Origin of the sequence: uncultured Algibacter sp., from assembly GCF_947490405.1 — a bacterium.
Classification (GTDB): Bacteria; Bacteroidota; Bacteroidia; order Flavobacteriales; family Flavobacteriaceae; genus Algibacter_B.
The window spans coordinates 197,034-212,173 of record NZ_CANLGU010000003.1; the positions used below are offsets into that span (position 1 = coordinate 197,034).

A 15,140-nucleotide genomic window follows, 5' to 3' on the forward strand; every position below is an offset into this window, starting at 1 on the left:
AATTACTTATAGCCATTGTTGTGTGCAGTATTTTATTCAGTTTTTGTTATTTCACTTTTATATACAAAGTCATTATCAATGTCAAATTTTGATTCCTGCGTATATTTATTTCCATTGACATTTGTGATTTTTACAATCAAATCAGGTGTCGGCTTATCTTTCGGTCTATATTTCCAAAACGCTTCATTTCCGTCTAAAAATTTCAGTCTATAACTACAATCATCAATCCATATTATTTTCAGCGTTATTTTCTTTTCTCCATATTGTTCAGTTTGGATAGAGTCATTTCTTTGAATTTTAGCTTTTAAAATTCCGTTTTCAATATTCTGAAATTTACCTATTTTAAATTTTTCGCAATTTTCTTGTGAGTAAGAAAGTCCGCAAACCAAAATTAAAATTGATAGTGAGATTATTTTTTTCATAAGTTTTGTTTTCATATTGCACACAACGTGTTTGTATAAGATTAGTTGCGTGTTTAAGTACCTAATTTAGCAAATAAAAACCGAATAGAAAATCCGCGAGGATTTTCGTAAGTAGGCTAGAACTAGCAATAAATTATATACGGTGTTGGCGTGTCGTTTTTTTATTTTTCATTATAGATGTCACAATCTATTGTTCCATTAATTTCATTCATAAATTTTACTGTTCGTTTACTAAAATGAAGTCCTGGACTTTCATCTCCAAGAAAAATGACAACTTCTAAAACATATTCAAATTCAGGGTTTCGTTTTTTAAGTCCGATTAATTCACTTTTATGGTTTTCAAGTTTGTCAATCAGTTTTTCAATTTCTTTAAAAAAATATGGATTTATTAATTTTCCTGAAGAATATTCCCAAATTGTACAAACAGGCGTTTTTCCGTTCTCAAATTTTTGTTTGAAATCGGTAGGTTTAATTGTTAGATAAGAGTCAAATTCCGAGATTCCAAACTTTTCATTTTCGGTTTTAATTGCGAAATATGTGTATCCTTTTGTGTTTGTCATATACCATTTGCATATTTATCAATCCATTCATAAACTTTATTTTCAATAAGTTCCGTTTTTTGAGATTCAAATACTTCCTTTGGATTCTCCCAATCATTGTCATAAATAACATAGATTTTATAATTTTCTCTATAAAACCCTACGTCCAAAATCGGTCCTTCTTCATAAATATGACTTAACTGTAAAATACCCTCTGTTTTTTCAGCTTGTATTAACCAGTCTTTATTCAATGTGAATCCGCTTTGGTCATATTCCACATTCCACATATTTATATTGCTCGATATTCTTCTGTTTTTAATCATTTCTCGATGTTCCTCAAATGCACGCCAACGTTGTTGTATATGGAAAGTTGCGTGTTTGTGTGCGAGGATTTTCCGAAGGAAAATCAGAAGCTAGCAAACAAAGCAACTAACATTGGTTAAGCTAAAACTAGCAATTTTTTATATACGGTGTTGCCATTAGTTTTTTATTCCGTTTATGAATTTTTCTAATTCCGTTTCGCTCAAAGAGTTTTGTTCATCATCCACAATATAAAATGTCAAAACGTAATCATTAATTTCCAAGTTTAAAATCCGCAAACGAGACAATATCTCTGAATTAGTACTTTTACTTTTATAAGCAAACCAATAATTTTCCGAAATCGAGCCGTTAATTCCATTCGTAACAACTCTTTTAACGCTTACTCTCCGATTGTTTTTCGATTCCAAAACATATTCCGCCCACATTAATTCATATTTCGTGATGCTCCGAATATTTAGATTTGTATTTCCTTTCAGGTCATTAACATTGAAAAGGTAACAGGCTATAATTGGTCGATTATTTTCTTTGTCCGAAAGAGTGAAAATTGGCTCGAAAAGTTCTTTTTCAAATCCTTCTCTGTCCTTTTTACTTAATTCCAAATTTTTAGGGAATTCATAGTCGGATATAAAATTCCGAAATTCCGATTTATCCGCAACAGTAAATTTGTCCGATAGTTCAATTCCGATTCCTATTTTCTCAATTTCAATTCGATTATTTGATACCTTAACTTTAGGTTCAAAATCAATTTTTCGATTTTTAATTTCTTTCGTAAGGTTCATTTTCAAATTAATGGCAACGGTCTCGGCTATGAGTAGTTGCGTGGGTTAGTGCTTAACTTTGCAAGTACACACTGAACTGAAAATCCGATAGGATTTTCAGAAGTAGGCGAGAACAAGCAATTACTTATAGCCATTGTTGCCATTAGTTTTTTTCATTCGTTAAACATTTTTCGTATCCGATTTGAGCCTTTTTGAATTCAGGCAAATACCTTTCTTTAAAACTCATTTTCGGATATCTTTTATCTACCTCAATTTTAAAATCATCAAATTCAGGTAATTCAAATTCGTAAAATTCTTTTCCATTAAATTTCGGCATATTCTCAACATACTTTTTTGCCCGGAAGCAATTGTCAGGAAATCTTGTAGTTGAATAAGAACTAACTTGTCCTCCAATATGTCTCATCAAGCAAAGGAATAAAATTGCTTTTTCAGTATCGTTGCTAAAATTCAAACTGTCAAAATCAATATCTACTGTTCCTAAATCCATTGGCTTTTGTTTATTCAAAATATCTGATGAAATTGATAAATAGTAATGAGCTAATAGTTCTTTTCGGTTTGGTAAATTTTTAATTTCCTTACTGACAACCTTTTTATTCTTCAATTTTTTAATTCCAACGTGCGGTCCGTTAAATGAATTCCATTTCAATTTTTTGTGTAGATAGTGTCCGACCAATGTGTTTTCAGATGGTTTGGTCAGAAATTTATCTGATGCTATTTGGTTATTTCTTTTGCTTAATTCGTTTAGGAATGATTTGAGTTCTTGCAATTCCTCAATTTGAAATTCTTGATTATTGACAGTTCCGTTATTTTCCCAAAGGGCTAACACATATTTTGGTGTAAATTCATTGTATTCAATTCCTTTATTCTGTCCGAAAGTTAAATTCGATAGTAAAATTAATATGGCTAAAATTCTAAATTTCATTCTTGGGTCAAATTAATGGCAACGGCTCTGTATAAAGTTTGTTGCGTGTTTTCAAGCTAAAAGTAAGTAAAATATTACTGATTAGAAAGTCCGCGAGGACTTTCCCAAGTAAGCAAATAGCTAGCAATAAAATTTATACTTTGTTACCACCAGTTTTTATTCCAATATTTCTCCAAATTTTTCTTCCCAAACTGTATAAAATGAGTTGCTAATTTCATTCATTCTCATAAGTCCGTTTTCTATTTCGTTCGTAAGACATTCATTCCAATTCATAAATTCTAATAGACTTTCAATGACTATTGAATTCATTGGCACAATCACTCTACAATCGCATTTTTCGTAATTTAGGAATCCAAAAAATCCGCTTTCTTTTCTCGTTAGGTGAAAGTCAAATATCTCTTGCCAATTTCCGTGTACTGCATCTGAACCAACACCGTAAATAAAAGAATATAAATCCTCATTGTCAACTTCACTATGTATTTTCCAGAATGACTTTCCGTCAAGTTTCCATCTTTTTTTGTATGGTTTATTGCTTTCTATTTCTAAATCTTCAATGGTAAATCCATCAACTTGTAATTTAGTTTCTAGTTTTAATAATTGACGTTTGATAATTGGATGGTCATTGTCGTTTAATTCCATCAATTTTTTATAATTCTGGTGTCTTGCTTGATAAGAAACTAATCTAAAATTGCGTTGCGATTCAGTTCCGTTTTTTATTAAATATTTTGTGATTATAAACGATTCATACATTGGTCTTGCAAATAATGTCTGAATTTCAAGTTTATTTAATTCTTGGTAGTTAACGTATTCTTGATAAAATTTTACAATTCGAGTAATCGAACCAACGATTGTAGATTCGTTTAAGTTGTAATAATTCGGATGTTTTTCGTGATTTATTACTCTTGAAAGTAAATCAATTAATTCTCCTAAATCTTTAGAAAACTTAATTATAAATTCATTTAGTTCTATTTCCGTTTTTGAAAATTCAGATAAATCTATATTCGAATATTTATTAAATATTTCTGTGATTTCGTTCATTTTCTCAAATTGGTGGTAACGGTTTCGTATATGGAAAGTTGCGTGTTTGTGTGCGAGGATTTTCCGAAGGAAAATCAGAAGCTAGCAAACAAAGCAACTCACATTTGTTAAGCACAAAACAGCAATTTTTTATATACAATGTTAGCACCAGTTTTTATTCTATTTTTTTAAATTCCAATTTAATCGGCTCTACCTTTTCTCCAGCCTCTTCCATCATTTTGTCCATTATTGGGTCAGAATAATAAGCTGAAAAACTGTCTTTTTTCTTTTCCAGAATTATATATAAGAGAGTCATTGATTTTGGTTCACGATTTTTTCCTCTCGGAATAGGTTTTGTTGTTAAAGTCAAAGTGTCTTTTTCTATCTTCCAATCTTGTAAATCGGATTTCATAAATTGAGATAATTCAATTTTTCCGTTTTTATAAACCCCTGGTCCTGTAATTCCAGAACCATCTTTATTAAGACTTATTAAGTTAATCATTCCGTTTGCATTAGGGGTAGAAATCCATTTCCCAATAAATGAATTGTCTTTGTCTTGTCCTAAAACAGAATGTATAGTTGTCAGAGTAAAAATTAGTAATAGTATGTTTTTCATGATGTTGTGTGTCAATTGGTGCTAATGTTGTTGTATAAGATTAGTTGCGTGTTTCAACCAACTAATTTACTAGATAAATCACGAACGGCGAAATTCCGAAGGAATTTCCCAAGTGAGCTAAAACTAGCAATTAATTTTATACGGTGTTGTACGCAGGCTTTTTCGTTCGTTTTATTATTCTTATTAAATTCGGAATAATTGAAATGATGACACTCATTCCTATAATCAGTCCGTAATTTATTTCATTCCAATGTAATTTTCTAATTCCGTCATTACAAGCAGTACATTCAATAATTTTCATATTCGCGTCAATTGCTGAAATTCCAATTAATAGTATTCCAAAAATTAATAAACTTAAAATTCCGTTTTTCAACATTTGAGTAAATTTTCGATTCAGGTTTTCGAGCGTCAAAATCAGCATACCAATTCCGAACGTGATAAAATAAAGTTTGTTTGAGAAAACATAAAAATTCTTTCCTACAAATTTAATTTTGTCAGACGTTGACCATTTAAAAATATCTTGAATTATTCCACGAAAAAAAGATTCAGAATAGTATGCGATTCCAATTCCGATTATGAATGCTAAAATTCCAAATGTTATCTTTTTTATCAATTTGAGTGAGTTTTTTCAGCTTGCGTACAACTCGTTTATATGCGGAACTTTATAAGCCTATACCTTTGATTTGGTTGGCTATACAGAAGTTTAATGCATGTTAAGTTTAGTTATCTACCAGAAAAATAATAAACAATAGCATTAAAACCTATAATTTTCTTACTTAATACGATATATAAATAGTATGCCTAAAACCGCGTTAGGGTTTACAGTTGCATACTTTTGTTTTATGGTGTAGTACTTACTCAAATGTGATGTCTCCTATCGTCGACATGACTAACGTTGTTTTTGTTTACACGCCTTTGTCATTTCGACAGAGCGAAGCATGAGCGACGAGAAATCTCATTATTTTAATAACCCACTGTATTTACTTATTCAAATGTGATGTCTCCTTACGTCGACATGACTAACGTTGTTTTGTTTATACGCCTTTGTCATTTCGACAGAGCGAAGCATGAGCGACGAGAAATCTCATTATTTTAATAACCCACTGTATTTGCTTACTCAAATGTGATGTCTCCTATCGTCGACATGACTAATCGCTTTTTAATTTATGTTGCTTAGTCATTTCGAACTTATGTGAGAAATCGCATTATTTTTGTTAACCCAACATGCTTATTCTTATGCGATGTCTCAATCGTGCCTCATTTCGACATGACTAACACAAATTTGTTTAACATTCCTTGTCTTTTCACAGAGCGATTCCGATAGTTATCGGAAGAGCGACGAGAAATCTCATTATGTTACGCAACTTTTAATAAATTCTTTGATACTCCTAATTTTGATTTTACTATATTTTTTATGGATTCCTGCCTTCGCAGGAATGACAGAACATTAGGTTTTAGTAATTGGCTTTGGCGGATGAACCCGCGTTAGGGATTGTAGCGGCATCCTTTTTTTGTGAAGTACCTAAATTGGCGTTTAGAACTGTAATTAAACAGATTGCCACGTTGCTCACTCCTCGCAATGACGTAAAAAAAGATATAGCAGAAAGCCCGACCCTTGTGGTAACGCCCTAATTATTTAAATAGTTGTACAACAAAAAAAAGCGAAAAACTTTCGTTTTTCGCTCAAACCACTTATGTTAATTTGCTATTAATTAATCTAAGAGTAGTTTTAGGGTTTGATACTGGTTTTGGCTACTTACAATTTTGCAGAAATACATGCCTGAACTTAATTGTCCTCTTTTTAGTGGCAGGTTATTTTCTCCGCGGTTAACGGTATAGTCTATTTCTTTTACTAAAGCGCCCATTTGGTTGTACATTTTTAGTGTTACCGTTTCGTGAACTTTTGCGTTAAACAGTATGGTGGTGTTTGAGCGCATTGGGTTTGGTGATGCCAATAGGGTTTCGCCTTGGTTTTCTGTTATATCGCTTACTGATAGCGCTTCGGTGTTTGCAAAATGTACTTGCTGTAGCGTCATTGTTTTGGTTTGCGTTTCGCCATTATCGGCTAGCATGGTGTACACTATTGAGGTAACATCATTGGCTTGTAACGGTGTACCGTTTGTTGATGTGAAATCTGAAAACATAAGGTTGTATTCTGTAATGGCGTCTGTTAAATTAATGCTGGTTTTGTACTGTGCTTCCCAATTGCTGATGCCTTCTTTTACCAAGCGTACTATTAACGTACCTGTACCTTTTGCTTCTAATTTTAGACTGTTAAATTCTGATAAATCTATTGGGTTAAATTTTGGCGTTAAGGCACGATAGGCAGCTACATAATTGTTTGTTGTGGCTTCTAGGGTGATGTCGCGCTCTACGACATATACGTCTTCATTAAATGTTGTGGTGTTTGGTGCCACATCAAAACGTGTAACATTGGCTTGTGCATCGTCGTAGCCCCAAGGACCGTCTGATAGGAATAAATCGTCTGGTGTGTTTACGCCATCGCCTATTCTAAACCCTACATCAAATAAACTTCCTGCATCTACTTCTATATTTGAAATGTAATGCTCATCTAATGTTATATTGGTTGATACCATTTCTACAGTCTCTGTTTCGGTTGTTCTTAGTCCGCCATCAAATACTACACTTGCAGTTTTGTTAGTGTTTACAATTTGTAAGTCTAACTTACCGTTACGGTATTTCCCTGATTTTACAAATACTGTTGGTGCCGCAGAATTGTTATAGCTTGTTACTGGTTTTTGAACGTCTAATAACGTTACCACTTCTTCGCCTAGTTTTACTAAATCGTCTAAAGAATTAGACCAGATTTGGAAATTGTAAAAGCCTACGTTGATTTGGTACTTATCTAAATTCCAGTGACTTTCTATCGCAAAATTGGTATCGTTATTTATGGCTTTGGCTGAAAGACTTAGTACAAACTCTAAGCTGCCATCTATATTGCGTATTAATGCTTTTATAAATTGTTGTTCTTTAATTTCTATAGTGGATACTGATACTAATTCTGCTCCTAATAACCTATCGCAGATGTACTTGGTGTGTTCGTATACACCATTGTCTGTTTTTAGTAATAAAATTGAGGCTATGGCTTCGTTATGCTTCATATAATCTACCGAATACACTTCCTTGGCATTGGTAATACCTATTAAATCTGTTGGAGAAGATTCTATGGCTTCGTCTTCGTTTACAACTTCTAATGGAATGAAATCTGATAATTGGAATCCGTTACCTTTTCCTGATACATTTTTACCGTATTTAAATGACTTTACATAACGTTTAGCTGTTGCTTTATCAAAATTGTAATTGCGTTTTACACGATTAAAATTACGTTTGTTGATTAATTCTGATAGTCTGTTATTACTCTCTAACCCTCCTTCGTTTGCACTTGATGATATTGAAGCTTCAATTACAGGACACCCTGCGTAACCTGAACATGATGGGTCTTCACAATCGATTAAACCATCGCCATCATCATCGATACCATTATCACAAATTTCTTGTGGTACTGGTGCTGTAGGACAACGTGCGCCATCGTTTTGAGAACTTGATGGCCCAAAAGCAAATAAATTAGATTCCATATCGGCTGCACTGTTTACATCTTGCACATTTTGAATGACATATATAGTTCCTGTTTGGTTAGCAGATACATAAAAACGACCAGAAGCATCAAAATAAACAGCACCGTATGTGTAATTTAATCCTGATAAAATTGGTACTTCACCTAAACTTTTAATGGCACCTGTTTCAGCATTAATTCTATATAATATGTTTGTTTTCTTTTCTACGGTGTATAATTGACCGTCTACAGCGTTAAATGCCCAATCGTGAATACTAATATTTAGAGGCAAGTCTAAAGTAGCTTTGTGTTGCCCGTAGTTTTCTGATTCTGGATCTAAATCTATAGCGTAATACGTTGTGCCACCACCTTTAAGGTAATACACCCCGTTTGCACTTACATCGCCTATATAACGGCCATTAGTTGGTAATTCATCTACATAATAAATAAGTGTAGAAAAATCTTTTCCTATACGTACAATAGATTTTGATGGGAAACTTAATGAACCCCAGATATAACCATCTGCTGGATTATATGCAGCTGCATTTATAGTGCCTTGTGTTACATCTTTTGCTACTTGGTACGAATTTCCAGATGCTAAATCGATAGCATATACATCGTTATATTGAAATAAGTAGGCGTTATAATCGCAGTTAAACGGCGTGTCTTGTGCGTAAACTGCGCTAGTGATACATAGTAATAGTAATAATTTTTTCATGGGTTCTTTGTTTTACACTACAAATGTAGGTTGGTTGTTAAGGGCATTTTGTTGTTTTTCGTTAGATGAAAGTTTACTGTAGACGAGTGGTTAAATGGTTAAGTTTAAATTAAAATGTATGATATTTTATACAACACAATATTAATGTACGAAAAAGATTATTTATAATGTTGTAATTACTTTTTTATTAGTTGAATTACATAATATTTTAACAGTTGAAACATGAAGTTTACCGATGAAGTGCAACTTTATTACTACTATTTGAGATTAATGCGGCATTACTATTGTTGTAGAACGTCTATGCCAAATGGGTCTTAGTGCAATTAGGTAGCTAGAATTGGTATAGGATAGTATTCAAATAATTAAAAAGATTTATTTTGGCTGAATAAAAGTAAGATAAGTTGACATATCTTTATTGAGATTCGTGTTGTCATGTCGAAAAGAGACACGATTGAGACATCTCATTTAATTGATATAAAATAAAATAACAATATTCACAATGCGATTTCTCCTAACGTCGAAATGACGATCTGAACTAAATTAGAATGCGCATTGTCATGTCGAATGCATATGAGACATCCCATAACTTATGATTTCTATATTTTGAGCGGTTTCATGTGATTTCTCCTGAAGTCGAAATGACTATGAATAGTTAATTAATATACGTTAGTCATGTCGAAATGAGGCACGATTGAGACATCTCATTTAATTGATATATAACAAAATAACATTATTCAAAATGCAATTTTTCCTAACGTCGAAATGACTTAAAATACTTCATTATTAAGTGTTTCCCATTTTGGATTAAAATCTGAAATCAATTTATTCTTCTTTTCCCGCCTCCACTTTTTTAATTCTTTTTCTCTTGCAATACCTTGTTTTGGAAATTCAAACGTTTCATAATATACCAGATAAACACAACCGTACTTACCTGCAAATGATTTTTTAGCATTTTGAGAATCAAAATAATGTTGTGCTAGTCTATTTTGAATATTATTAGTAAAGCCTATGTATAAAGTTGTTCTGTATTTATTGGTTATGATGTAAACGAAATATTTGTTTTCCATACTAAAATAATTATTTCTTACTCGAATGTGATTTCTCCTGACGTCGAAATGACTATGAAACATTAGTCATGTCGAAATGAGGCACGATTGAGACAACTCATTCAAGTAAGTATCTGTTTATTGGTATAAAAACATTTGATTTCTCATCGCTCATACTTCGTTCTGTCAAATGACAAGATGTGTTTAAAGCAAATTTAAACGCTTCATTAATTCTGGGCGGTTAGAACGACTTACAGGAATAACATCTTTTTTAATGAGTACGCTATTATCCTCTATATCAATAATTTTTTGAACATTTATAACGTACGAACGGTGAATTTTTAAGAATATATCTTTTGGTAACTTCTCCTCTATTTTCTTAAGTGTAGAATGTACGGTGTAATTTTTATCTTCAGTTTTTACATGGATGTAATCGCCTTTGGCTTCTATTAAATAAATACTTGGAATATCTATTTTTATCAAACGCCTATCGATATTCACATAGAGGTCATTTCCAGACGTGGTTTCTACTTTATCATTGTCAGCAGTGGTTGCTGGTGCAGCAGTAAAAGATTCTGCCTTTTTTATTGCCTTTTCAAAACGTGGTAATGCAATTGGCTTTACTAAATAATCTACAATACAATCGTACTCAAACGCCTCAATAGCAAATTGCGCATCAGAAGTAGTGAGTATGATTTTAGGCGGGTTTTTTAAGGTTTGAATAAAATCGAAACCCGTAAAATCGGGCATATGAATATCTAAGAAAATCAAATCCACTTCATGCTGATTTAAATATTTTATTGCTTGTAGTGCATTAGGAAACTCTTCTAAAATATTTAAACTTGGAATATTAGAGCACAACTGAGAGATAATTGCTCTTGCTGTAGCTTCATCATCAATAATAATACAGTTCATTAAAGTGGCTTTACAAAGTCTCTAAGTAGTCTGTGATAGTTTTAAGAATATCATTGAACGCTTCATACCCTGAAGCATTATTATCATTTAAATTATCCTCGTAACTTCCTGCTACCTTATAACTTTTTTCAAGCCCTAAAATACTAATTTTATGTTTAAGTTTATGGACATTTTCTGCAGTTGCCTTGAAATCTTTAGCTTCAAAGTTTTTAAAGTAGGCTTCCTTTTCTTCTGGGAATTCGGTTTTTATAATCGCAATTAGCTTATTTTTAAAACTTTCGTCTCCTCCAGAGAGTTCGTTTATATAAGAAAGATTTGGTACTTCCATGATGTTTATTTTTTTAAGGTAAAATAAAATGTTGTTCCGCTTTGAAGCTCAGACTCTACCCAAATATCACCTCCATAGAGTATCACTATTTTTTTTACTATAGACAAGCCTATTCCTGAAGATTCAGGATTATTCTCTAGCTTTTGAAATGTTTTGAATATCTTATCAAAATAGGTTTTTTCAATGCCTTTCCCATTATCTTTCACGAAAAACTTCCAAAATGTATCGTCGTCGGTAACACCTATTTCAATACGCCCCTCAGATTTATCATTATACTTTATGGCGTTATCTATAAGATTTTGAAAAAGTTGTTGCAATCTAAATTTATCGCCTTTTACTACTGGTAATTTATTAGCTTTTTCAATATTAATATGTTGCGGCACCAACATAGTAGACATAATATTATCTACTAGCTTATCAATATCAACCTCATAAAATTCAGTTTGATTTTTGTTAATAGTAGAATAATCTAAAATACCACTAATTAGAGTATCCATTTTCTCGACATTATTTCTAATCAGAATTAAACTTTCACGTCCATTCTTATCTAGCTTTTCTTTATAGTCTTCACTTATCCAAGCTGTTAATGCATCTATACTTCTAAGTGGTGATTTTAAATCATGAGATACCATGTGTGCATAATCACTTAATTCTTGATTTTGATGTCCTAATTCTTCAAGTAACTTTTCTCGCTGCTTGTTCATTTTAACGATTTCCTTGGTTTGGTTATCAATAAAATCAACAAGTTTAGAACCATCTAAATCTACATTATCCAGACTTTTATGGTCTGGTAATTCATAAAACTTAAGGGTTTCAATAACGTGTTTAAGCTTATCTATTACTTCCTTTTGAGCAATCGCTTCTTGCTTTAACTGCTCATTAGCAATAAACAATTCTTCTGAACTTATCGCCATAGCACGCTGTTGCATAACGTATTGTTCATCAAAATTTGTATAAGATCGGTTTACTGCATCTAAGAATTCTGCTATCTCTTTAGAAGAGGCGTGTTCCTCAGATAAGTATTTTCGGATTTGGCGCTTAAGTAACGAGTTCATTATTCACTAATTAGCGTTATAGTCATGGTTTGATTATGCAATTGGCAATTGTTTTCACCATGAAATGGTGCAATTTCCCCGTAAGAATAAAAGCCACAAATTGTAGTATCGTTACCTACTACAGCAACCACTTCTTCTATTTCTTCTTCTACACGCTGGTCTAGTACCAGTTTTCTACCAATACAACTTACTAATAAAGCTAATTGCGGTTTTGTACTTCTTAGCTCTAAAGCTTGTTTAGCAGCGCGTTCTGATGCGTTTGCTATATTATCAACATTAGTCATCATAAGCTGTACTTTAGAATGTTCTGGTATATCACCAGCTAAAATCATGGTATTATCAGCTTCGTCTATATTTAAAATGGTGCGTACAAAGGATTGTTTTTCTTCTGAAGACTTAACGTTTAATGGGTACAGCAACGCAGCTGCAGGTAATTCTTTAGATTTATCACCAAGGTATTTTTTATATAAATCTAGTGCTGGTTGATTATCCAACTCATACAACACATTAGATTCTGATTTGGTTACCACACGCTCTGGACCAAAAGGTGTCCAACCGCCATGAATGGAAAATGAGGCTTCAAACGATTCGCCATAAAACCCAATGGCTATAATTTCGCCTGGTTTTGGGTTTTCGTTGTACCCGGCTAATGTTTTTTCAAAACGTGCCGCATCACCACACAACCCTCCTGTAATTAATACATTATTAGTTGTAGAGGTGTTCATCCCTTTAGTAAGTTCACTACCATTTATAAAACTGCCCTCGGATAATACAAAAACGTATTTTAAACCGTCTTCCGGAAATTGTTTTAGTAAATCAACGCCTGTTTTATGGCTATCTAAATCTGAATGTAATACGTTACTTTTTTTGATTAAAAACTCTGTTTTTTCAAATTCTATGGCAGTAATCGTTATACTATCGTCATCAATCGTATTGGATGTAATATCACCACTTGTAGAACCAAACACTAACTCTCCGTCTGGGAATAGTGCTTTAATCTCTTCATATATAGTGTTATCTTCAAGCATATATCTGTTTCCTAAAACCAAAACCAATGGTTTAGACAAGGCTTGTTTTGGTGATAAATAGGTCCAATCGCTTGTTTTATGCTTTTTTAACTGTACTGTTTTCATACATTATTTTTTTAAGGTGAAAAAGAATGTGGTACCCATATTAGGTTTACTTTCTAACCAGATGTGTCCTTCATGTAGATCCACAATTTTCTTTACAATAGAAAGCCCAATACCTGTTGAATCTTTACTTTTATTAAGCGCATGAAATATTTTGAAGATTTTCTCATGAAACTTTTCTTCAATACCAATACCATTATCTTTAATAGAAAACTCATAATGTGTACCAATATCTTTTACATCAATTTCAACTAAACCAACATCTTTATCAATAAACTTAATGGCATTACTAATTAAATTTTGAAATAACTGCTGTAGTTTAACTTTTTCACCTTCTATTTTTGGTAAAGGTTGTAAAACGTTTATTGAAACATGATCTGGTACAAATAATATATTCTTTAACTCTTTAATTAGAGCATCTAAATCTACTGTTTGTTTTTCTAAACTTTCGGAACCAACACTGGAATACATCAATACATCCGAAATAAGTTGCTCCATCTTTTCTAAAGTGGTTTCAATTAAATTGAAATTTTGAATACTGGTATCATCAAGCTTTTCTAAATTATCTTCTTTAATCCAATTGACTAAGGCATCGATACTTCGCAATGGCGATTTTAAATCATGAGAAACAATATGTGCATATTCTTGAAGTTCGTTATTACTTTTTTCTAACTTCTCCAGTAGTTTTTCTTTTTGTATCTGTAGACTATTTATCTCAGTAATATCTCTAACTATGCCTTGTGCAGCCACAGGTTGTCCTTCATCATAAATAATACTGGCATTAACATGTACTAGTTTTTCTATTTTTTGCTTAGTAACTATTTTAAAGTTTGAATCTGTAACTGAACCTTCAGAAAGTAGGTTTTTAAAAGTTTCTGCTACTAATTCTAAATCGGTTGGATGTACCATATCCATCAAATTACCGTTTTCACTAGCATCAGTAAAACCTAGTAAATCTACAGCAGCGTTATTCATTTTAAGAATATTACCCCATAAATCCATAATAACATAGGCATCTACAATATTTTCAAAAACACCTTGTAATTGTGAATCTGTTTTGTTGAGAAGCGCCTCTAATTCAGAGTATGATTTTTCTAATTTTCTTTTAGCTTCGTATAATTCTGCTGCTTTATTTTCAAGAATTTTTTCCGCCTGTTTTCGAGCAGCTTTTTCTCGTGCTAGCGCACGCTGTAGCATGTCAATTTTGTCTTGACTCATTAATTTTTATTAATCAAAAACTTAACTTCTGTACCATCTTCATTTAGTTTTTCTAAAACTATAGATGCTTTAGAGTTGAAGTGTTCAAAAGTTTTATTCATTAAACCTAAACCAAAATGATGCATCGCTCTACTTGATTTGTAAATCATTACCAAAGTATCTTGAGTTTTCTCAACCACTTCAAACGTTGGTAATTCTGCATCTGGATATATTTTTCGTACTTCTACGTGTATGTGGTTTTCTATGGAAGATAACATCTCAATAGGGTCTTTATAGGTTGCTAAGAGTCCTGGATAACTTTCTTCTATAACTCCAAAAAAATGTTCTGCATATACCAATAATAAATCATCAATAGAAATGCTAGTATGCGCACTTAAATGCTGCAACAATTGCAACATCTCAGAAAAACTATAGGTACCAACAGATGTATACACACCACCAGATTCTAAATCCGATTGGGTTAAGATTTTATCAAGAACTTCTAAACCAAATTTATCTTCAACCAAGTCCAAAAATTCAGTAAATACTATACCTTTCATT

16 protein-coding genes are annotated in these 15,140 nt (G+C 32.2%); all 16 read right to left on the bottom strand.

Going from position 1 to position 15,140, the window contains the following annotated elements:
* Positions 1–32: 32 nt before the first annotated feature.
* Positions 33–422 carry a hypothetical protein gene (locus tag Q0772_RS08635; protein WP_298343009.1) on the bottom strand — a complete coding sequence of 130 codons (390 nt, stop codon included), beginning with the start codon at positions 420–422 and terminating at the stop codon, positions 33–35.
* Positions 423–583: 161 nt separating this feature from the next.
* Positions 584–982 (bottom strand): DUF4279 domain-containing protein, encoded by a 399-nt coding sequence (locus tag Q0772_RS08640; RefSeq protein ID WP_298343011.1) that lies wholly within the window; start codon positions 980–982, stop codon positions 584–586.
* Positions 979–1,284, bottom strand: coding sequence for a hypothetical protein (locus Q0772_RS08645; protein ID WP_298343013.1), 306 nt, complete (start codon positions 1,282–1,284; stop codon positions 979–981). The genes Q0772_RS08640 and Q0772_RS08645 overlap by 4 nt, the downstream gene beginning before the upstream one ends.
* A gap of 156 nt (positions 1,285–1,440) precedes the next feature.
* A complete protein-coding gene (locus Q0772_RS08650) occupies positions 1,441–2,061 on the bottom strand; it encodes a hypothetical protein (RefSeq protein ID WP_106463961.1) in 621 nt (206 codons plus the stop codon).
* A gap of 142 nt (positions 2,062–2,203) precedes the next feature.
* Positions 2,204–2,983 (bottom strand): hypothetical protein, encoded by a 780-nt coding sequence (locus Q0772_RS08655; RefSeq protein WP_298343020.1) that lies wholly within the window; start codon positions 2,981–2,983, stop codon positions 2,204–2,206.
* 156 nt (positions 2,984–3,139) lie between these two features.
* Positions 3,140–4,021 (bottom strand): DUF5677 domain-containing protein, encoded by an 882-nt coding sequence (locus Q0772_RS08660; protein WP_298343023.1) that lies wholly within the window; start codon positions 4,019–4,021, stop codon positions 3,140–3,142.
* Positions 4,022–4,175: 154 nt separating this feature from the next.
* Complete coding sequence (locus tag Q0772_RS08665; RefSeq protein WP_298343026.1) at positions 4,176–4,616, bottom strand: hypothetical protein; 441 nt, start codon at positions 4,614–4,616, stop codon at positions 4,176–4,178.
* A 136-nt stretch (positions 4,617–4,752) separates the two neighbouring features.
* Positions 4,753–4,992 carry a hypothetical protein gene (locus Q0772_RS08670; protein ID WP_298343029.1) on the bottom strand — a complete coding sequence of 80 codons (240 nt, stop codon included), beginning with the start codon at positions 4,990–4,992 and terminating at the stop codon, positions 4,753–4,755.
* Between the two features lie 1,336 nt (positions 4,993–6,328).
* Entirely contained in the window at positions 6,329–8,908 is a 2,580-nt protein-coding gene (locus Q0772_RS08675) for a T9SS type A sorting domain-containing protein (protein WP_298343031.1), read from the bottom strand.
* Between the two features lie 767 nt (positions 8,909–9,675).
* Positions 9,676–9,975, bottom strand: coding sequence for a GIY-YIG nuclease family protein (locus Q0772_RS08680; protein ID WP_298343034.1), 300 nt, complete (start codon positions 9,973–9,975; stop codon positions 9,676–9,678).
* 183 nt (positions 9,976–10,158) lie between these two features.
* Positions 10,159–10,869 carry a LytTR family DNA-binding domain-containing protein gene (locus tag Q0772_RS08685; protein WP_298343038.1) on the bottom strand — a complete coding sequence of 237 codons (711 nt, stop codon included), beginning with the start codon at positions 10,867–10,869 and terminating at the stop codon, positions 10,159–10,161.
* Between the two features lie 10 nt (positions 10,870–10,879).
* A complete protein-coding gene (locus Q0772_RS08690) occupies positions 10,880–11,197 on the bottom strand; it encodes an Hpt domain-containing protein (protein WP_298343041.1) in 318 nt (105 codons plus the stop codon).
* A 5-nt stretch (positions 11,198–11,202) separates the two neighbouring features.
* Complete coding sequence (locus Q0772_RS08695; protein ID WP_298343044.1) at positions 11,203–12,252, bottom strand: ATP-binding protein; 1,050 nt, start codon at positions 12,250–12,252, stop codon at positions 11,203–11,205.
* Positions 12,252–13,385, bottom strand: coding sequence for an FIST N-terminal domain-containing protein (locus Q0772_RS08700; protein WP_298343047.1), 1,134 nt, complete (start codon positions 13,383–13,385; stop codon positions 12,252–12,254). Before Q0772_RS08700 ends, Q0772_RS08695 begins: the two co-directional genes overlap by 1 nt.
* A gap of 3 nt (positions 13,386–13,388) precedes the next feature.
* The gene (locus tag Q0772_RS08705; protein ID WP_298343050.1) at positions 13,389–14,600 is read right to left on the bottom strand and encodes an ATP-binding protein; all 1,212 of its coding nucleotides are present in this window, start codon (positions 14,598–14,600) and stop codon (positions 13,389–13,391) included.
* Complete coding sequence (locus Q0772_RS08710; protein ID WP_298343053.1) at positions 14,600–15,139, bottom strand: heme NO-binding domain-containing protein; 540 nt, start codon at positions 15,137–15,139, stop codon at positions 14,600–14,602. Before Q0772_RS08710 ends, Q0772_RS08705 begins: the two co-directional genes overlap by 1 nt.
* Between the last annotated feature and the right edge of the window lies 1 nt (position 15,140).